General features: G+C 75.5%; 15 protein-coding genes and 1 riboswitch. Of the genes, 7 read left to right on the plus strand and 8 right to left on the minus strand.

The annotated features are described in order from the left end of the window. Nucleotides 1-39 precede the first annotated feature (39 nt). Nucleotides 40-1,077, minus strand: a complete 1,038-nt coding sequence (locus EDF32_RS11515) for an Rv2578c family radical SAM protein (protein ID WP_123308670.1) — start codon at nt 1,075-1,077, stop codon at nt 40-42. Nucleotides 1,078-1,212: 135 nt separating this feature from the next. Then, nucleotides 1,213-1,321, plus strand: a riboswitch (TPP riboswitch). An 82-nt stretch (nt 1,322-1,403) separates the two neighbouring features. On the opposite strand from EDF32_RS11515, the gene EDF32_RS11520 reads away from it, so the two are divergent. The 3 genes from EDF32_RS11520 to EDF32_RS11530 are packed head-to-tail and all read left to right on the plus strand — an operon-like array spanning nt 1,404 to nt 4,692. Further along, nucleotides 1,404-2,087: an ECF transporter S component gene (locus EDF32_RS11520; RefSeq protein ID WP_123308671.1), complete on the plus strand. Its 684-nt coding sequence runs from the start codon at nt 1,404-1,406 to the stop codon at nt 2,085-2,087. Further along, entirely contained in the window at nt 2,084-3,856 is a 1,773-nt protein-coding gene (locus EDF32_RS11525) for an ABC transporter ATP-binding protein (RefSeq protein ID WP_123308672.1), read from the plus strand. Before EDF32_RS11520 ends, EDF32_RS11525 begins: the two co-directional genes overlap by 4 nt. Continuing rightward, on the plus strand, nt 3,853-4,692 hold the full coding sequence (locus EDF32_RS11530; protein WP_123308673.1) for an energy-coupling factor transporter transmembrane protein EcfT: 840 nt from the start codon (nt 3,853-3,855) through the stop codon (nt 4,690-4,692). The genes EDF32_RS11525 and EDF32_RS11530 overlap by 4 nt, the downstream gene beginning before the upstream one ends. Before the next feature lie 21 nt (nt 4,693-4,713). Here the strand turns inward: EDF32_RS11530 and hisS are convergent, their stop codons facing one another. Beyond that, nucleotides 4,714-6,099, minus strand: coding sequence for a histidine--tRNA ligase (gene hisS / locus EDF32_RS11535; RefSeq protein ID WP_123308674.1), 1,386 nt, complete (start codon nt 6,097-6,099; stop codon nt 4,714-4,716). Between the two features lie 30 nt (nt 6,100-6,129). Further along, nucleotides 6,130-6,876 carry an MBL fold metallo-hydrolase gene (locus EDF32_RS11540; RefSeq protein ID WP_233565877.1) on the minus strand — a complete coding sequence of 249 codons (747 nt, stop codon included), beginning with the start codon at nt 6,874-6,876 and terminating at the stop codon, nt 6,130-6,132. Between the two features lie 185 nt (nt 6,877-7,061). Here EDF32_RS11540 and EDF32_RS11545 point away from each other — a divergent pair, with 185 nt between their 5' ends. The 4 genes from EDF32_RS11545 to EDF32_RS11560 all read left to right on the plus strand — a co-directional run bounded on the left by EDF32_RS11545 (nt 7,062) and on the right by EDF32_RS11560 (nt 11,369). Next, nucleotides 7,062-7,832 (plus strand): peptidylprolyl isomerase, encoded by a 771-nt coding sequence (locus EDF32_RS11545; RefSeq protein ID WP_123308675.1) that lies wholly within the window; start codon nt 7,062-7,064, stop codon nt 7,830-7,832. Continuing rightward, nucleotides 7,829-9,526: a DUF349 domain-containing protein gene (locus EDF32_RS11550; protein WP_123308676.1), complete on the plus strand. Its 1,698-nt coding sequence runs from the start codon at nt 7,829-7,831 to the stop codon at nt 9,524-9,526. The genes EDF32_RS11545 and EDF32_RS11550 overlap by 4 nt, the downstream gene beginning before the upstream one ends. A gap of 63 nt (nt 9,527-9,589) precedes the next feature. Beyond that, a complete protein-coding gene (locus EDF32_RS11555) occupies nt 9,590-10,297 on the plus strand; it encodes a hypothetical protein (RefSeq protein WP_148061598.1) in 708 nt (235 codons plus the stop codon). Nucleotides 10,298-10,301: 4 nt separating this feature from the next. After that, a complete protein-coding gene (locus EDF32_RS11560) occupies nt 10,302-11,369 on the plus strand; it encodes a DNA polymerase domain-containing protein (protein WP_123308678.1) in 1,068 nt (355 codons plus the stop codon). A 28-nt stretch (nt 11,370-11,397) separates the two neighbouring features. Here the strand turns inward: EDF32_RS11560 and EDF32_RS11565 are convergent, their stop codons facing one another. The 5 genes from EDF32_RS11565 to secD form a co-directional block, all read right to left on the minus strand. Then, nucleotides 11,398-12,504: an ATP-dependent DNA ligase gene (locus tag EDF32_RS11565; RefSeq protein WP_123308679.1), complete on the minus strand. Its 1,107-nt coding sequence runs from the start codon at nt 12,502-12,504 to the stop codon at nt 11,398-11,400. 32 nt (nt 12,505-12,536) lie between these two features. Further along, entirely contained in the window at nt 12,537-14,825 is a 2,289-nt protein-coding gene (locus tag EDF32_RS11570; protein ID WP_123308680.1) for a bifunctional (p)ppGpp synthetase/guanosine-3',5'-bis(diphosphate) 3'-pyrophosphohydrolase, read from the minus strand. Nucleotides 14,826-14,975: 150 nt separating this feature from the next. Next, complete coding sequence (locus tag EDF32_RS11575; RefSeq protein WP_123308681.1) at nt 14,976-15,548, minus strand: adenine phosphoribosyltransferase; 573 nt, start codon at nt 15,546-15,548, stop codon at nt 14,976-14,978. Continuing rightward, on the minus strand, nt 15,545-16,648 hold the full coding sequence (gene secF, locus EDF32_RS11580) for a protein translocase subunit SecF (protein WP_123308682.1): 1,104 nt from the start codon (nt 16,646-16,648) through the stop codon (nt 15,545-15,547). Before secF ends, EDF32_RS11575 begins: the two co-directional genes overlap by 4 nt. Further along, nucleotides 16,648-18,795: a protein translocase subunit SecD gene (gene secD, locus EDF32_RS11585; RefSeq protein WP_123308683.1), complete on the minus strand. Its 2,148-nt coding sequence runs from the start codon at nt 18,793-18,795 to the stop codon at nt 16,648-16,650. Before secD ends, secF begins: the two co-directional genes overlap by 1 nt. Between the last annotated feature and the right edge of the window lie 14 nt (nt 18,796-18,809).

Here is an 18,809-nt window from a genome sequence, read left to right on the forward strand (position 1 = left end):
CGCGGCACCGCGCAGCCGGCGCCGCTCAGCCGGCACCGCTCAGAACAGCGTCGGGCCCGCGGGCGCGGCGCGCGGGGCCGGACGCCCCGAGCGCGCCGGGTCTCGCGGCACGAACCGCGGCGCGCCCTCCTCGGTGTCGCGGTCCAGCCCGCGGGCGGCGAGCAGAGGGCGCACCCGCGCCGCGAGCCAGGAGCGGTACCCCCGGCTCGCGGTGGTGCCCGACCCGTAGACCCTCCGGTAGCCGGCCACCAGCCGCGGTCGCTCCCGAGCGAGCCACGCGAGGAACCACTCGCGGGCGCCGGGCCGCAGGGTGAGCGGCAGGACCGTCGCCCCCGTGGCGCCCGCCGCGACGACCTGGTCGAGCAGGCCCTCGAGGTGCGCCGTCGAGTCGGTGAGCCAGGGCAGCACCGGCGCGACCATCACCCGGCACGGCAGCCCGGCGTCGCGCACCGCGCGCACGAGGTCCAGGCGAGCCCGCGCCGTCGGGGTCCCGGGCTCCAGGGACTGCTGGAGCTCCGGGTCGAGGACGGCGACCGAGACGGCCGCCCGCACGTCCACCTCGCGTGCCGCGTCCGCGAGGGTCGGCAGGTCCCGGCGCAGCAGCGTGCCCTTCGTCAGCACGGAGAACGGCGTGCCCGACGACGCCAGCGCGTCGACGATGCCGGGCATCAGCCGGTAGCGGCCCTCCGCCCGCTGGTAGGGGTCGGTGTTCGTGCCCAGCGCGACAGGCTCGTGGCACCACGACGGCCGCGAGAGCTCCGCCCGCAGCACCTCGGCGACGTTCGTCTTGACGACGATCTGCCGGTCGAAGTCGTCGCCCGGGTCGAGGTCGAGATAGCGGTGGGTCGGGCGCGCGAAGCAGTACACGCACCGGTGCAGGCAGCCCCGATAGGGGTTCACGGTCCACCGGAACGGCAGCGACTCCCCCGGCACCTTGCTCAGGGCGCTGCGGGCCAGGACCTCGTGGAACGTGACGCCGGCGAAGTCGGGCGTCGTCACGGTGCGCCCGAGGCCCGCCCGCCCCAGCCCGGGCAGCGCACCGTCGTCCGCCGTCACGGACTGCCCGTCCCACCGCATGCGTGCTCCTGACCTGGTCCCCTCGACCGTTCGCGCGGCACTCGCGCACGACCGTCAGTCGAACACGTGTTCGAGTCGGTGTCAACGGCGCCCGGTGACGTTGCAGCTCACGGTGGGGGGCCCTAGCGTGGTCGCCACAAGCCCCCGGGGAGCGCCGCACGGCGCTGAGAGAGCGGAGAGTCCGCTGACCCGTGGAACCTGATCTGGTTCGTACCAGCGAAGGGAGCAGGGCGACGCTCGGCCGTCCCTGTGCGCGCCCCCGCGGTGTGCACGCGGGCGCCGCCGGCGCGGCCGTGCGCCACCCCCGGGCCGTCCGAGGAGCACCCATGGCGCGACGCAGCCCGGCGAGCACGAACGGCGCACCCCCGACGGACGACCCGGCACACGTGCCTGCGCCGGCACTGGTCGCACGGCGGGCGAGCGGCCTGCACACGACGGTCCTGCTCGCCGTCCTCGCCGTGACGTTCGGCTTCGTCTTCTGGGTCGCCGACCAGGTGTACGCGCCGCTGAGCCTGGCGCTGGGACCGTTCGCGACCCTGGGCGAGAACGTCCTCGCGGGCGCGTGGATCGTCGTCGCGCCGCTCGCCCTGCACATCGTGCGGCGCCCGCTCGCCGGCATCGGCGCCGAGCTGCTCGCCGCCGCGGTCGAGCTCGTGGTGTTCGGCTCACCGTTCGGCCCCGCGGTCCTGCTGAGCGGGCTCGTCCAGGGCGTGGGTGCCGAGCTGCCCTTCGCCCTGACCCGCTACCGGCGCTACGGCTGGGGCGTGTTCGTCGCGTCCGGCGTGAGCGCCGCCGTCGTCACGTTCGCCTACCAGTGCGTGACCTACGGCTACCTCGGCCAGGACCTCGTGGTCGTGCGCCTGGCCGTGCAGGTCGTGTCCTGCGTGCTGCTGTCCGGCGTCGCGGCGCGCCTGCTCGGCGACGGCCTGCTCCGCGCGGGGGTCCTCGACAACCACGCCATCGGTCGCGCCGCGCGCCTGCGCGCCGACCGCGCCCGGTCCGGGCGATGAGCGCGGCCGGACCGGACGGGACCGGCGCCGCCCTCGTCGTCGACCGTCTCACCGTGACGTACCCGGGCGCGGCGGGACCGGTCCTGCGCGAGGTCTCCTTCACGGTCCCGTCCGGGGCGGGGGTGCTCGTCGTCGGGCCCTCCGGGTCCGGCAAGTCGACGCTCGTGGCGGCCCTCGCCGGCGTCGTCCCGCACACCGTCGACGCGGACGTCGGCGGGACCGTGCACGTCGCGGGCGGCGCGTCCTGGGCGGACGGGCCGCGGGCGACCTCGCGCTCGCTCGGGCTCGTCCAGCAGGACCCCCTCGCCCAGGTGTGCCTCGACCGGGTCGACGCCGAGGTCGAGCTCGCCCTGGAGAACCGCGCCTGGGACCCCGCGCTCGTCCCCGGTGCCGCGGCGCGCGCGCTCGCCCGGGTCGGGGCCGCGCCGCTCGCCGGGCGGCGCACGGGCGAGCTGTCCGGCGGCGAGTGCCAGCGCGTCGCGGTCGCCGCCGCCGTCGCCCCGGACCCTGCAGTGCTCCTGCTCGACGAGCCGACCGCCCTCCTCGACCCCGCCGGGGCACGCGAGGTGGGCGCCCTCGTCGGGGGGCTGGCCGCCGGGCCGACGGCGTGCCTGGTCGTCGAGCACCGCCTGGACGACCTCCGCCCGCTGCCCGCCCTCACCGCCGTCCTCGACGCGGGCCGCCTCGTCGCGTTCGGACCGACGGGCGCGGTGCTCGGCGAGCACGCCGCAGGGCTGGCCCGCGCCGGGTGCTGGCTCCCGCTCGAGCACCTGCTCGCCCTCGCCGGGGCGCCCGCCCCGCTCGGCGACCCGCGCACGGACGCCTGGCTCGCCGACGTCGCGCGGGCCGGCGCCGGGTCCACGGTCTTCCCCGGATCCACGGCGCCTCCGGGCGAGGCGGACCCCACGGGTGGCACAGTCGCCCCGCGGACCGTGCTGCGCGCCCAGGGGCTCGCCGTGCACCTCGGCGGGCCGCGTGGCGGGCGGCGTCGCGGGCGCCGCGCCGGCGGCCGCGGACCGGGCCGCCCGCCCGTGGTCGACGGCGTCGACCTCACCCTGCGCGGCGGGGAGGTGGTCGCCGTCGTCGGGGTCAACGGGTCCGGCAAGTCGACCCTCCTGCACGGCCTGGCGGGCCTCGAGGAGACCCGCGGGGCCCTCGAGACGGGCCGCGTCGCGATGGTCGTGCAGCACCCCGAGCACCAGCTCCTCGCCCGGACCGTCGCCGACGAGGTCGCGTGGACCCCGCGGCGCGCCGGGCTGGCGCCCGAGGCCGTCGACCGTGCCGTGTGCGCGGCCCTCGACCGCTTCGGCCTCGCGGACGTCGCGGACCGCTCGCCGTACCGGCTCTCCGGCGGTCAGCAGCGCCGCCTGTCCCTGGCCACCGCCGTCGTCCTGCCGGGCGACGTGCTCCTGGCCGACGAGCCGACCTTCGGGCTCGACCGGGCCGGGAGCGCGGCGACCGGGCGTGCTCTGCGGGAGGTCGCGGCGTCGGGCGGCGGTGTCGTGCTCGTCAGCCACGACCTGACGTTCGTCGCCCAGCACGCCGACCGGGTCCTGGTCCTGGCGGGCGGGCGGCCCCTCGCCCTGGGCCCGACCGACGCCGTGCTCGCCGACGCCGCCCTGCTCGCCCGCGCCGGCCTCGTCCCGGGCGCGCTGCTGTCGTGGTGGGCCGGCACCGCACCTGCGGCCCGGCCCCCGCTGCGCGCGCTGCTGGACGGCCTCGACGCCGCGGTCGAGCGCGCGCAGCGTCCCGCGGGAGCCGCGCGATGACCGCCACCGCCCCGACCGCTCCCACGGCCGCCGGGCGCGCCCGGCGCGACGCGCGCACGTCGGCCGCCGCCCGCTGGAACCCGACCGTCCGGCTCACGACGCTCCTCGTCGCGGCGGCCACGGCGATGCTCGTCACGGACCCCGTGACCCCGGCGGTGCTGTGGCTCCTCGCGGTGGCCGGCGCGCTGACCGCGGCCCGGGTCGCGCCCCGCGACCTCGCGCTGGCGCACGCCGCGCTGGCGGGGTTCGCGGTCTCGCTGTTCGTGGCCAACGTGCTGCTGCGCGCGTCGGGCGACGTGCTCGCGACGCTCGGTCCCGTCGAGGTGACCTCCGGTGCTCTGGCGGTCGCCACGTCGCTCGCGCTGCGCACCCTGTACCTCGGGACCGTCTCCGTCGTCCTCGTAGCGACCACGGACCCGGTGCGGCTGATGACCAGCCTGCACCAGCACGCCCGCCTCCCGGCGGCCGCGACCTACGCCGTGCTCGCCGGCCTGCGCGTGCTCGAGCAGCTCCCGCAGGAGTGGCGGGCGATCCGGCGCGCCCAGGCCGTCCGCGACCCGCGGCGCAGGCCGGGCCGGCTGCCCCGCTCGGGACGGGCCCTGGCCTCGGCGACCTTCGCGCTCCTGGTCGGCGCGGTGCGCCGCGCCGAGCGGATCTCCGTGGCGCTGGAGTCGCGCGGGCTCGGCTCGGGTCCGCGCACGGTGGCGCACCCCGTTCCCCTCACGGCGGGCGACGTCGTCGCGGGTCTCGCCGTCCTCGGCGTCGTCGCCGCGGTGCTCGCCGGCGGGGCGGCGGGCGGCTGGCTCACCGGCCCGCGCGCCCTCCTGGCCGGGTAGGGCCGGCCAGGACGGGGACGCTCAGGCGCCGGCCGGCTCGAGCCCGGGCCACAGGTCCTGCTCGGGCGGCGCCCACGCCGCCGGGTCGGCGTCGACCTGCTCGCCCGAGCGGATGTCCTTGACCTGGTCCGGACCCCGCACCCCGTCGTCGTCCACCGCGCCCGGGAACCAGACGAACGGGATCCCGCGGCGGTCCGCGTAGCGGATCTGCTTGCCGAACCGCGCGGCCGTCGGCGCCACGTCGCACGGGATCCCCCGGGCGCGCAGGGCCGCGGCCACGGCGTCGGACTGCGCGCGGTGCTCCTCGTCGGTGACGGCGACCAGGACCGCGGCGGGCACGGACCGGGTCGCTCGGACCAGGCCCGCGCCCAGCAGCCGCGAGACGAGCCGCGAGACGCCGACCGAGAGCCCGACTCCGGGGTAGGTGTTCTTGCCGTCCGAGGCGAGCGTGTCGTACCGGCCCCCCGAGCAGATGGAGCCGAGCTGCTCGTGACCGACGAGCACCGTCTCGTAGACCGAGCCCGTGTAGTAGTCGAGGCCGCGGGCGATCTTCAGGTCGGCGACGACGACCCCCGGGGCGCGCACCGCCGCGACGGCCATGAGCGCGCCGAGCTCGCCGAGGCCCTGCTCGAGCAGCTCGTTGGCCGCGCCGTGCACGTCCGCGAGCGCCCGCACCTCGTCGACGACGGAGGCGTCGGCGCCGTGGATCGCGGCCAGGTCGAGGCACGCGCGGGCCTGCTCCGGCGAGGCCCCGCACACGGCGACGAGCTCCGCGGCGACGGCGTCGGCTCCGATCTTGTCGAGCCTGTCGATGGCGCGCAGCACCCCCTCGACGTCCTCGAGCCCGATCCCGCGGTAGAAGCCCTCCGCCACCCGGCGGTTGTTCACGAGCACCCGGACCTCGGGCACGCCCACGTCGCGCAGGGACCCGAGCGCCTCGGCCATGACCAGCGGGAGCTCGACCTCGAAGTGGTACGGGAGCTCGCCGGCGCCGACGACGTCGATGTCGGCCTGCACGAACTCACGGAAGCGCCCGTCCTGGGGCCGCTCGCCCCGCCAGACCTTCTGGATCTGGTAGCGCTTGAAGGGGAAGGCCAGGCGGCCGGCGTTCTCCAGGACGTACCGGGCGAAGGGCACGGTGAGGTCGAAGTGCAGCCCGAGCGCCTTGTCCTGGTCCGCGGCGGCGTCCGGCTTCGGGTCCTCCTGGAGGCGGCGCAGGACGTAGACCTCCTTGGACGTCTCGCCCTTGCGCAGCAGCTGGTCGAGCGGCTCGACCGCGCGCGTCTCGACGCCCGCGAACCCGTGCAGCTCGAAGGTGCGGCGCAGCCGGTCGAGGACGTGCTGCTCGACGATCCGGCCGTCGGGGAGCCATTCGGGGAATCCGGACAGGGGTGTGGGGCGTGCCATGGCCCGATCCTCCCAGATCGCGGCGCCTCGTCAGACCCGCAGGAAGGGATTGGCCGCGCGCTCGCGGGCCATGGTCGTCGACGGGCCGTGCCCGGGGAGCACGACGACGTCGTCCCCGAGACGCCCGACGACGTCGCGCAGGGTCCGGCGCATCGCGTCGGCGTCGCCGCCGGGCAGGTCGGTGCGCCCCACGGTCCCGGCGAACAGCACGTCCCCGGTCAGCGCGAGCCCGCCGCCGACGTACAGCGTCGACCCCTCGGTGTGCCCGGGGGCGTGCACCGCGCGCAGCCCGAGCCCGTCGGCGGGGCCGGGCCCCGTCGCGGCGCCGTCCCCGCCGCCCGGGCCCCCGCCGAACGGCTCGACGCGGCGCGGGACGCGGTAGGCCGCCGGGTCCGCGCCGCCCGCGCGCAGCGCGGCGCTCAGCACACCGGGGACCGGTCCCTCGATCGTCCCGAAGGGGTCCTCCACGCGGTAGGCGTCCGCGCGGTGCAGGCGCAGCGCCACCCCGTACCCGTCGGCGAGCTCCGCCGCGTCGAACGTGTGGTCCACGTGCCCGTGGGTGGCGAGGACGGCGAGCGGCCGCCACCCGTGGGCCGCCACCGCGGCGCGCACCCCGCCGGCGACGGCGACGCCGGGGTCGACGATGACGCACGGGCCGCCGTCGGCCCCGCCCAGCACCCGGCACACCGCACCGAAGACCGGGGAGACCACCGCCTCGACGCGCAACGGCGGGGCCGACGGGTCCGGGCTCTGCTCGCCTCGCGTCTCGTGGGTCACGCGCCGAGGCTAGCGGTCGCCGGCTGCGCTCGCGCCGGTGCGGCCCCGCCGCGCGCCGACCCCGGTGCGGGCCGCACCCGTGCACCTAGACTGTGCGCGATCAGGGAGCCCACCGGCCCCTGTGCACGACGACGGCACGCCCCCGCGCGCGCCGCTGCACCGCGAGGACGCACCGAGGAGACGGATTGGCCACCAGGGCCCAGCGCGAGCGCGAGAGGGCGCGCCGCCAGCAAGAGAAGTACGCGCACCGCCGTGCCCAGAAGGCCGCGGTGCGCCGCCGGCGCTGGTCCGTCGCGGGGCTCGCGGCCGCCCTCGTCGTGCTCGGCGGGATCGTCGCCGCCGCCGTGGTCCTCGACGACGACCCCGGGTCGGGCACGACGGGCGCACCCACCAGCTCGGCCTCCTCGGCCGCCGCCACGCCCCGGCCCGCCGGCACCGCCGCCCCCGACCCGGCGCTCGCCGAGGGTCGCGACCGGGACGCGACGCTGACGACGTCGGCCGGGACGATCGGGCTGACGCTGGACGGCGCCGCGGCTCCCCAGGCCGTCGCGAACTTCGTCGACCTCGCCGGCCGCGGGTTCTACGACGGCACCGACTGCCACCGCCTGACGACGTCCGGTATCTACGTGCTGCAGTGCGGCGACCCGACCGGCACGGGCACGGGCGGCCCCGGCTACACGTTCGGCCCGATCGAGAACGCGCCCGCCGACGGCGTCTACCCCGCCGGGACGGTGGCGATGGCGCGCGCGTCGACGCCCGACTCGATGGGCTCCCAGTTCTTCCTCGTCTACGAGGACACCGAATTGCCCACCGACGGCGGCGGGTACACAGTGTTCGGCACGATCACCTCTGGCCTGGACACCGTCCGGGCTGTCGCTGACGCAGGGACGGCGGACGGGACGTCGGACGGGCCCCCAGCCACCCCGGTCACCATCGAAGGAGCAGAAGTCCAGTGAGCGAGAGCACCGAGAACCCGACGCCCGAGGCGCAGGACGCGGACGGGGCTGCCGAGACGCCGCTCGCCGAGACGCAGTCGAGCGAGGCGCGGCCCACCGAGGCACAGCCCACCGAGGCACAGCCGGGCTCGCCGGACACCGGAGCGACTCCGGCCGTCGCACCGGAGGCGCAGGCGCCCGAGGCCGGCACGGGGTCGCCCGAGGCCCCGGCCCCTGAGGCCCCGACCGAGATCCCCGAGGCTTCGGCGACCCCGGCCGACACCTCGAAGGCCGCCCCCGCCCCGACGCCGGTACCCCGCCCGCGCCCCGTCCCGACCCCCGCCGCGGTCCCGCGCGCGCCCCGCCCGGGCGCACCCCGCCCCGGCGCGGCCGCCGCCGGAGCGCCCGCGGCGCCCGCCGGCGACGTGCACCCGGTGGTACCCGACGAGGCCGCCGCCACGAAGGCCGCCGTCGCGTTCGGGCGGGTCGACGATGACGGCACGGTGTACGTCCGCGAGGCCGCCGGCGAGCGGTCCGTGGGCCAGTTCCCCGGCGTCGGCGCGGACGAGGCGATGGCGCTGTACGTGCGGCGCTACCTCGACCTGCACGCCAAGGTCGCCCTCTTCGAGGCGCGCCTGGCGAGCACGGACCTGACCGTCAAGGAGATCGACGCGACCCTCGCCAAGCTCCAGGAGGAGACGGCCGAGCCGGCCGCCGTCGGCGACCTCGACGCGCTGCGCGAGCAGGTGGAGCGCCTGTCCGCGACCGCCGCGGGCCGGCGCGAGCAGATCGCCGCCGAGCGCGCGGCGGCGAAGGCCGCGGCGGTGGCGTCGCGCACCCAGATCGTCGAGGCCGCCGAGCGCATCGCCGCCACGGACCCCGAGCGCATGCAGTGGCGCCCCGCGGGCGAGGAGCTGCGCGCCCTGCTCGACGGCTGGAAGGAGGCCCAGCGGTCGGGGCCGCGCATCGACCGGAGCAGCGAGGAGTCGCTCTGGAAGCGCTTCAGCCACGCCCGCACGGCCTTCGACCGCGAGCGCCGGCACTTCTTCGCCGAGCTCGAGCAGCGCAACGCGTCGGCGAAGAGCACCAAGGAGGAGATCGTCGCCGAGGCCGAGCGGATCGCCTCGAGCACGGACTGGGGCCCCACCGCCGGCACGTACCGGGACCTCATGGCACGGTGGAAGGCCGCCGGGCGGGCGAACCGCAAGGACGACGACGCGCTGTGGGCGCGGTTCCGCGCGGCGCAGGACGAGTTCTTCCATGCGCGCGACGCTGCGAACGCGGAGATCGACGCTGCGTACGGCGAGAACCTCGTGGTCAAGGAGGAGCTGCTCACCCAGGCCGAGGCGCTCGTGCCGGTCACCGACCTGGCGACCGCGAAGAACACGCTGCGCGACATCCAGGACCGCTGGGAGGAGGCGGGCAAGGTGCCGCGCGGCGACCTGCAGCGCGTCGAGGGGCGCCTGCGGGCGGTCGAGAAGGCCGTCCGGGACGCCGAGGACGCGCAGTGGTCGCGCAAGAACCCTGAGCAGCAGGCGCGGGCGGAGGGCGCCGCCGCGCAGCTGGAGTCGGCGATCGCCGAGCTCGAGGCGGACCTGTCGGCGGCGCAGGCGGCGGGCGACGAGCGCCGGGTCGCGGAGGCCACCGCGGCGCTCGAGGCGCGCCGTTCGTGGCTGGAGCAGATCGTCAGGGCCGCGCAGGACTCGCGCGGCTGATCCGTCCACAGCACCGCCCGTCGCCCTGGTGGCGACGGGCGGTGCTGCGTCAGGGTGGGCACCATGCCCGTCACGCGAGACCCGCATCCCGGCCCGACGCTCACCGAGTGGCTCCGCCAGCCGTGCGCCGACGCGGGGCCGCTGCCGGGCGTGGTGCGCCCCGCGGACGTCGGCGGCGCCGTCGCCTTCCAGGTCCTGCTGCGCGAGGGCGCGCTGCGGCCGGTCCGGGACGGCGTCGCGGTCCCCCGGTCGCGCCCCGTGGACCGCACGGTGCGCGCGACGACGCTGGCGGACCTCGTGCTGCCCGGCACGGTCCTCGGCGGGGAGGCGGCCGCCTGGGTGCACGCCGGCGGCGGGGCGCCCCGGCACGTCGAGCTGGTCGCGCCGGCCGCCGCGCACCTGCCGGTCTCCGGGGAGGACCGCTCGGTGCGGCGCGCGCTGCTCCTGGGGAACGAGCACGTGCTGCTCGGCGGGATCCGCGTCACCAGCGTCCTGCGCACCGCGCTCGACGTCGCGACCGCGCCGGGCCGCGGGCCTGCCGCACCCGGACACGGGTCGAGGGGCGGGCCGGGGCCCGCGCGGCCGTCGGACGCCGAGGTGGAGCGCGCCGCGGCCCTGGTGGTGCGGCTGTGCCGGGTGTGCGACCTGGACGTCTCGGGCGTGCGCCGGGCGCTCGAGCTGCGGCCGCGGTGGCACGGGCGCCGGACGGCGCGGCGCGTGCTCGAGGCGGCCTCCGCGGCTCGCCCGGCGCCCGGACCTGCCCTAGCGTGATCCCATGGCAGCCAAGACCCCTCCGGTCGAGCTCGACGTCGCGGGCCGCACGGTGCGGGTCTCGAGCCCGGACCGGGTGGTCTTCCCGGGTCCCGGCCTGACGAAGCTGGACGTCGTGCAGCACTACGTGGACGTGGGCGAGGGGATCCTCGCCGCCCTGCGCGAGCGGCCGACCACTCTCGAGCGCTGGCCGAAGGGCGTCCTCGAGGGCTTTCGCCTGAGCACCCGCACCGACAGCACGGGTGACGCGTTCTTCCAGAAGCGCCTCCCGCGCGGCGCACCGGACTACGTCGAGACGGCGACCATCGCCTTCCCGAGCGGCCGCTCGGCCGACGAGGTCGCGCCCACCGAGCTCGCCGTCGTCGCCTGGGCCGCCAACCTCGGGACCATCACGTTCCACCCGTGGCCCGTGCGCCGGGACGACGTCGAGCGGCCCGACCAGCTCCGCATCGACCTCGACCCGCAGCCGGGCACCGGGTACGCGGACGCCGCCCGGCTGGCCGACGACGTGCGCGGGCTCCTCGAGGAGGTCGGCCTCACGGGCTTCCCCAAGACGTCCGGCGGCCGCGGCCTGCACGTCTTCGCCCCCGTCGAGCCGCGCTGGGACTTCACCACTGCGCGCCGCGCGACGATCGCGTTCGGCCGCGAGCTCGAGCGCCGCAACCCCGGCCGCGTCACGACGGCGTGGTGGAAGGAGGAGCGCGGCGAGAAGATCTTCGTCGACTACAACCAGATGGCGCGCGACCGGACCATGGCCTCCGCGTACTCGGTGCGCCCCAACGGCCGGGCCACCGTCTCCGCTCCCCTGCGCTGGTCGGAGGTCGGGGAGGTCTCCCCCGACGACTTCACGGTCGGCACGTTCGCGGCGCGGTTCGCGGACGTCGGCGACCTCTTCGCGGGCGCCTCCGCGGGAGGTGCCTCCGACGCGGCGGGCTCGCTCGACGCGCTCCTCGAGCTCGCGGCGAAGGACGAGCGCGACCACGACCTGGGCGACCTGCCCTACCCGCCCGAGTACCCGAAGATGCCCGGCGAGCCGAGCCGGGTGCAGCCCAGCCGCGCGAAGAAGCCCTGAGACCCGCGCGCTCCGACCGCGCCGCCGGTCAGGCCGCCCCGGGCGCCCCGGGCAGCAGCTCGGCCAGGTCGTAGGACACGGGCTCCTCGAGCTGGTCGAACCGGCAGCTCTCCGGCTCGCGGTCCCCGCGGACGCGGCGCAGCTGGACGGTGTGCCGGAACCGCGTGCCCTCCATGTGGTCGTAGGCCACCTCGAGCACCTGCGTGGGCTCGAGCGCCACGAACGACAGGTCCTTGCCGCCCGTCCAGCGCGACTGCGCCCCCGGCGCCCGGTGCGCCTCGCCGGCGGCGTCACCCCCGCCACCGGTGCCCTCCGTCAGCCACGGGTGACCGGAGGTGACCTCCAGGGGCGCGAGCTCGCGGGCGAGCTCCGCCCGCCGCGCCGCCGTGAACGACGACGCCGCGCCCACGAACTGCAGCGTCCCCGCGTCGTCGTACAGCCCGAGCAGGAGCGAGCCCACGAGCGGCGCCTCCGGTATCGAGTCCTTGTGCGGCCGGTAGCCCGCCAGCACCACTTCCGCGGTGCGCTCGTGCTTGACCTTGAGCATCGCGCGCCGGCCCTGCTGGTACGGGGCGTCGAGGGGCTTGGCCACGATGCCGTCGAGCCCCGCGCCCTCGAACGACGCGAACCACTCGCGCGCCGTGTCGGCGTCCCGGGTGCGGCGCGTGGCGTGCACCAGCGGCCCGGCCAGACCGAGCCCGTCGAGGATCTCGTGGCGCCGCGACTGGGGAAGTGCGCTGACGTCGTCGTCCCCGAGCGCCAGGACGTCGAAGACGACCAGGGCCGCGGGGGTCTCGCGCGCGAGGCGCTCGACGCGGGACGCGGCGGGGTGCACCCGCTGGGACAGCAGCTCGAACTCCAGGCGCGCGTCCAGGGCGACGACGATCTCCCCGTCGACGACGCAGCGCTCGGGCAGCGCCTCGCGCACCGCGTCGACGACGTCCGGGAAGTAACGGTCCAGGGGCTTGCCGCTGCGGCTCGCCAGCAGGACCTCCGCGCCGTCGCGGAACGCGAGGCAGCGGAAGCCGTCCCACTTCGGCTCGTACACGAGCCCTCCGGCCGTGCCCGCGTGGGGGACGCCCGAGACGGCCTTGGCGAGCATCGGGCGCACGGGCGGCATCACGGGCAGGTCCATGGCAGCGATGCTCCCACCCGTCGCGCCGGCTGTCAGGCCGGCAGCCTCGGGTGCTCCGCGGCGCGCGACCCGGTGATGCGGTAGACGTCGAACACGCCCTCGATCTTGCGGACCCCCTTGAGCACCTGGGCGAGGTGCCCGGGCTCGGCCATCTCGAAGACGAAGCGGGAGACGGCGACGCGGTCGTTCGACGTGGACACGGCCGCCGACAGGATGTTCACGTGGTAGTCGGACAGCACGCGCGTCACGTCCGAGAGCAGCCGCGAGCGGTCGAGCGCCTCGACCTGGATCTGCACGAGGAACATGGTGTTCGCGCTCGTGGACCAGGACACGTCGACGAACCGCTCCGGCTGGCTGCGCAGCCCCTCGACGTTCTGACAGTCCGCCCGGTGCACGCTCACGCCGCTGCCGCGGGTGACGAAGCCGATGATCTCGTCGCCCGGGACCGGCGTGCAGCACTTCGCGAGCTTCACCCAGACGTCGTCGACCCCCTTGACCACGACGCCCTGGTCGCCGGTGCGCACCCGGCGCGCGGTCTCCCCCGGCCGCGCCACCTCCGCGACGTCCTCGACGGTCGCGTCGTCGCCGCCGATGGAGTGCACGAGCTTCGTGACGACGTTGGCCGCCGACGTCTGGCCCTCGCCGATCGCCGCGTACAGCGCGGTGACGTCCGAGTAGCGCATCTCGTTGGCGAGCGCGAGCAGCGACTCGTGCGACAGGAGACGCTGGATCGGCAGGTTCTGCTTGCGCATCGCCTTGACGAGGTTCTCCTTGCCGACCTCGACGGCCTCCTCGCGCCGCTCCTTGGAGAACCACTGGCGGATCTTGTTGCGCGCGCGGGGGCTCTTGACGAACGCGAGCCAGTCCCGGCTCGGCCCCGCGTTCTCCGAGCGGGAGGTCAGCACCTCGACGACGTCGCCGTTCTCGAGCGTCGAGTCGAGCGGGACGAGCCTGCCGTTGACCCGCGCGCCCATGGTGCGGTGCCCGACCTCGGTGTGCACCGCGTAGGAGAAGTCCACCGGCGTGGACCCCGCGGGCAGCGCCATGACGTCGCCCTTGGGCGTGAAGACGTAGACCTCCCCGCCGCCGATCTCGAAGCGCAGCGAGTCCAGGAACTCGCCCGGGTCCGCCGTCTCGCGCTGCCAGTCGACGAGCTGGCGCAGCCACTGCATGTCGGCGCCGTCCCCGCCGGCGCCGCCGGCCGACTTCGCGGCCTCCTTGTACTTCCAGTGCGCGGCGACGCCGTACTCGGCCCGCCGGTGCATGTCGTGGGTGCGCAGCTGGATCTCGACCGGCTTTCCGCCGGGACCGATCACCGTGGTGTGCAGCGACTGGTACATGTTGAACTTCGGCATCGCGATGTAGTCCTTGAACCGGCCGGGGACCGGGTTCCACCGCGCGTGCAGCGCGCCGAGCGCCGCGTAGCAGTCGCGCACCGAGTCCACCAGGACCCGCACGCCGACGAGGTCGTAGATCTCCGCGAAGTCGTGGCCGCGCACGATCATCTTCTGGTAGATCGAGTAGTAGTGCTTCGGGCGCCCCGTGACGGTCGCCTTGATCTTCGCCGAGCGCAGGTCGGAGGTGACCTGCGAGCGCACCACCGCGAGGTACTCCTCGCGGGCCGGGGCCCGCTCCGTGACGAGGTGGACGATCTCGTCGTAGACCTTCGGGTACAGCGTCGCGAAGGACAGGTCCTCGAGCTCCCACTTGATGGTGTTCATCCCGAGCCGGTGGGCCAGGGGCGCGTAGATCTCGAGGGTCTCGCGGGCCTTGCGCTGCGCGGAGGCCGCCGGGACGAACTTCCACGTGCGGGCGTTGTGCAGCCGGTCGGCGAGCTTGATCACCAGGACGCGGATGTCGCGGGCCATCGCGACGACCATCTTGCGCACGGTCTCCGCCTGTGCGGCGTCCCCGTACTGCACCTTGTCCAGCTTGGTCACCCCGTCGACCAGCATCGCGATCTCGTCGCCGTACTCGGCGCGCAGCCGGTCCAGCGAGTAGTCGGTGTCCTCGACCGTGTCGTGCAGCAGCGCGGCCGCGAGGGTCGACGGCGTCATCCCCAGCTCCGCGAGGATCGTCGCGACGGCCACCGGGTGGGTGATGTACGGGTCGCCGCTCTTGCGCATCTGGCCGCGGTGCGCCTTCTCCGCCGTCCGGTAGGCGCGCTCGATCCCCGACAGGTCGGCCTTCGGGTGGTTGGTGCGCACCGCCTGGAGCAGCGGCTCCAGCGCCGGGGTGCCCTGCGGTCGGCTCGCGAACCGCACGAGGCGTGAGCGCACCTTGGAGCCCTGGGCCCCGCTGGTCCGGGTGTCGTCGCTCATGTGGCCTCCTCGGTCGCCGGTGGGGGCCGTCCCCGGGCCGGCCGGCGGACGACAGGCCGTGGACGCTCCCGGTCCGCCTGGCTCGCCGACGTGCCGCGAACCGTGCGGGTCCCGCACCCGGCGGGACCGCCCCGCCGGAGTGCAGTCATCCTACGCCGGGACCCCCCACAGGGAGGTCAGCCGGCGACCGTCGAGGCGGGCCCGCCCGCCGAGCCCGTCCAGCTCGAGCAGGAACTGGACGTCGACGACCTCCGCGCCGCAGCGCTCGACGAGCTCGAGGGCCGCGGCCGCCGTCCCGCCGGTGGCCAGGACGTCGTCGATCACGACGGCGTGCGAGCCCCGCGGGATCGTCGCCGAGCGGACCTCGAGCTCCGCCGTGCCGTACTCGAGGTCGTAGGTGACGCGCTCGGTGGGCGGCGGGAGCTTGCCCGCCTTGCGCAGCGGCACGAACCCCACGCCGAGCTCGATCGCCAGCGGGGCGCCCAGCAGGAACCCGCGCGCCTCCATGCCCACCACGACGTCGACGTGCCGGCCCGCGACGCTCTGCGCGCAGGTGCGCACGACGTCGGCGAGCGCGCCCCCGTCCGCCAGCAGCGGGGTGATGTCCTGGAACAGGACGCCGGGCTCGGGGTAGTCGGGCACCGCCCGCACGAGGGCCGCGACCTGCGCCGCCCGCTCGGGCGACAGGCCGAGCCGCTCGACGTCCCTGGGCTCGAGGCTCATCGGCGGCGGCGCCGCGGCTGGGCCTTGTTGCCCTGGTGGGAGCCCGGGACCAGCTGCGCCCCGCCCGTGGCTCCCGCGGCGGCCAGCGCGGCGTCCTGGTCGTCCGCGCCGGAGGCCTGCGCCGCCTTCTCGCGCGCGGCCGTCACCTTCGCGGTGTGCGCCGAGATCTTCGGCTCGCGCTCGCGGAGCATCACCTCGAACGGCGTCGCGATGTAGATCGACGAGTAGGCGCCGACGATGATGCCGATGAACAGGGCGAGCGCGATGTCCCGCAGCGTCCCCGCGCCGAGCACGAACGCGCCGATGAACAGGATCGACGCGACCGGCAGGAGCGCCACGACGGACGTGTTGATCGAGCGGACGAGCGTCTGGTTGATCGCCAGGTTCGCCCGTTCGGCGTACGTGGACCGGGTCTGGTCCAGGATGCCCTTGGTGTTCTCGCGCACCTTGTCGAAGACGACCACCGTGTCGTACACCGAGTAGCCGAGGATCGTCAGGAACCCGATCACCGTGGCGGGCGTGACCTCCCAGCCGATCAGCGCGTAGACGCCCGCGGTGATGATCACGTCGTGGAAGAGCGCGACGAGCGCGGAGGCCGCCATGCGCCAGCTGCGGAAGTACAGCGACATCACGACCGCGACGAACGCGAGGAAGATCACCAGCGCGCGCAGGGCGGAGCTGGAGACGTCCTGTCCCCAGGACGGGCCGATGTAGGAGTAGCCGACCTCCGCCTCGTCCACGCCGTAGCCGTCGGCCAGCGCGGAGGTGACCTCGGTGACCTCGTGGGTGTCGAGCTTCTCCGTCTGCACGCGCACGGCGTCGGACCCGAGCGACGAGACGCGGGGCACCTCGTCGGGCGCGACGCCCGCGACGGCGTCGAGCGCGATCTGCTCGTCGGTGTCGCTGACGTCGGAGACGACGAACTGCGAGCCGCCGCGGAACTCGATCCCGAGGTCGAAGCCCTTGAACCCGACGACGAGCACGGACAGCAGCACCGCGATCGCCGACGCGACGAAGAACGCGCGCCGGTGCCGGACGATCCCGTACGAGCGGCGGCCGGTGTAGAGGTCGTTCCCCCACTGGGAGAATCCGCTGGCCATCAGTGCTTCTCCTCGTTCGTCGCGGTCTGGTCCGGTCCGGTGGCGGGCCCGTCGGGCCGTTCCGGGGGCCCGTCCTCGGTCGGCGCGTCGTCCTGCGGGGCGTCCTGGACGGCGTCCGCCGCGGACGCCGCCTCAGCCCTGCGAGCCGCCGCGCGACGGTCGGCGATGGTCATCCGCGTCCCGTCGGGTGCGCTCGCTCCGACGCCCGCCGGGACCGGCGTTCGGCGCGTCGTGGCGCCCTGCGTGCCCGCAGGAGCGTCCTCGGCGGCCGCCGGGCCGGCGTCCGCCACGTCCGGGGCGCCGGCGGGTCGCGAGACCCGGCCGCGTCCCGCGTAGCGCGGGGCGCTGACCCCGAGCCGGCGCGGGTCCAGGCCCGAGCCGCGGTGCCCCTCGCCGAAGAACTTCGTCCGGGCGAGCAGCTGCATCACCGGGTGGGTGAACATGAACACGACCACCAGGTCGACGATCGTCGTCAGCCCCAGGGTGAACGCGAACCCGCGCACCCCGCCCACGGCGAGGAGGTAGAGGATCGCGGCCGCGAGGAAGTTCACCGTGTCGGAGGCGACGATCGTGCGCCGCGCCCGGTCCCAGCCGCGCTCGACCGCGCCGACCAGGCCCCGCCCGTCGCGCAGCTCGTCACGGATGCGCTCGAAGTAGACGATGAAGGAGTCGGCGGTGATGCCGATGGCCACGATGAGCCCCGCGACGCCGGGCAGCGAGAGCCGGTAGCCCTGCGTCCACGACAGCAGCGTGATGACGCCGTAGGTGATCACGCTGGCCACCATCAGGGACGCCAGGGTCACGAGGCCGAGGGCCCGGTACTGGAAGAGCGAGTAGATCGCGACGAGCAGCAGGCCGATGAGGCCGGCGATCAGGCCCTTCTCGAGCTGGTCCGCGCCGAGCGTCGCCGAGATCTTCTCCTGGCTCTGCACGTCGAACGTCAGGGGGAGGGCGCCGAAGTTCAGCTGGTTCGCGAGCGTCGCGGACGTGTCGCGGGTGAAGTTCCCGGAGATCTCCGCCTGGCCGTTGGGGATCGGCTCGTTGACCGTCGGCGCGGAGATGACCTTCCCGTCGAGCACCATGGCGAACGCGTTCTGCGGCGCGGGGAGCCCGTACAGGCGCTGCGTCGAGTCGGCGAACTCCTCGGTGCCCTTCGACGTGAACTTGATGTTCACCACGTACTCGCCGGTCGAGGCGCCGTTCTGCTGGCGGATGCCGGACGTCGCGCTGTCGATCTCCGTGCCGGCGATCTCCACCGGCCCGAGGATGTACTTCGCCGTGCCGTCGTCGGCGCACGTGACCAGGACGGAGTCCGGGTCGTCGGTCTTGCCGAGCGACTCGTCGGTGTCGTCGACGCAGCTGAGCGCGTCGAACTCCTTCTGCACCTCGGGCGTGATCTGGCTCAGGTCGCTCGGGTCGGCGGCCTTCGAGCCGTCGGCGGGGGCCGTCGCGTCGTCCGACGGCGCGGTCGTGGCGCCGTCGGCCGGCGCGGCCGTCTCGCCGTCCGCGGGGTCGGCCGTGGCGGCCTGCGTCGCGGCGTCCTTGCCCTCGGCGGTGGCGGCGGCCGCCTCGGCCGCGCTCGCCACCTTCGCGCCGGCACCGTCCGAGAGCTGGTTCGACTGCTCCGTGGCACCGTCCGACGGCGCCTCGCTCGCCCCGTCCGTGGCGGCGGGGGCGTCGGTCGCGCCCTCGGTGGGCTCCGCCGTCGGCGCGGCGGACGCCGGCACCGGGCTGCCGACCTGGAGCACCGGACGGAAGTTCATCTGCGCCGGGGTGACGATCAGCTGGATCGTCTCGTCGCTGACGTCACCCGGGATTCCGACGACGATGTTCTTGTCGCCCTGCCGGGTGATCTCGGCCTCCGAGACGCCCGAGGAGTCGATGCGCTGGCGGATCACCGCGATGGACTGGTTGATGTCCTCGTCGGTGACCTCGTAGCCGGGCTCGGTGACGGGCTCGAGGATGAGCTGCGTCCCGCCCTCGAGGTCGAGCGCCAGCCCCGGTGCCCAGCTGGCGCCACCGGGGTTGTCGTCGGACTTCGGGTCGACCTGCGTCCCGGTGAAGATCGTCGCGAAGACCGCGAGGATCAGGACACCCAGGACTACCAGTGTGCGAACGGGTCGCGTGCGTGCCTTGCTGCTGGCCAACTGTCCGTCTCTTC

Origin of the sequence: Cellulomonas sp. PhB143, assembly GCF_003752595.1 — a bacterium.
Classification (GTDB): domain Bacteria; phylum Actinomycetota; class Actinomycetes; order Actinomycetales; family Cellulomonadaceae; genus Paraoerskovia.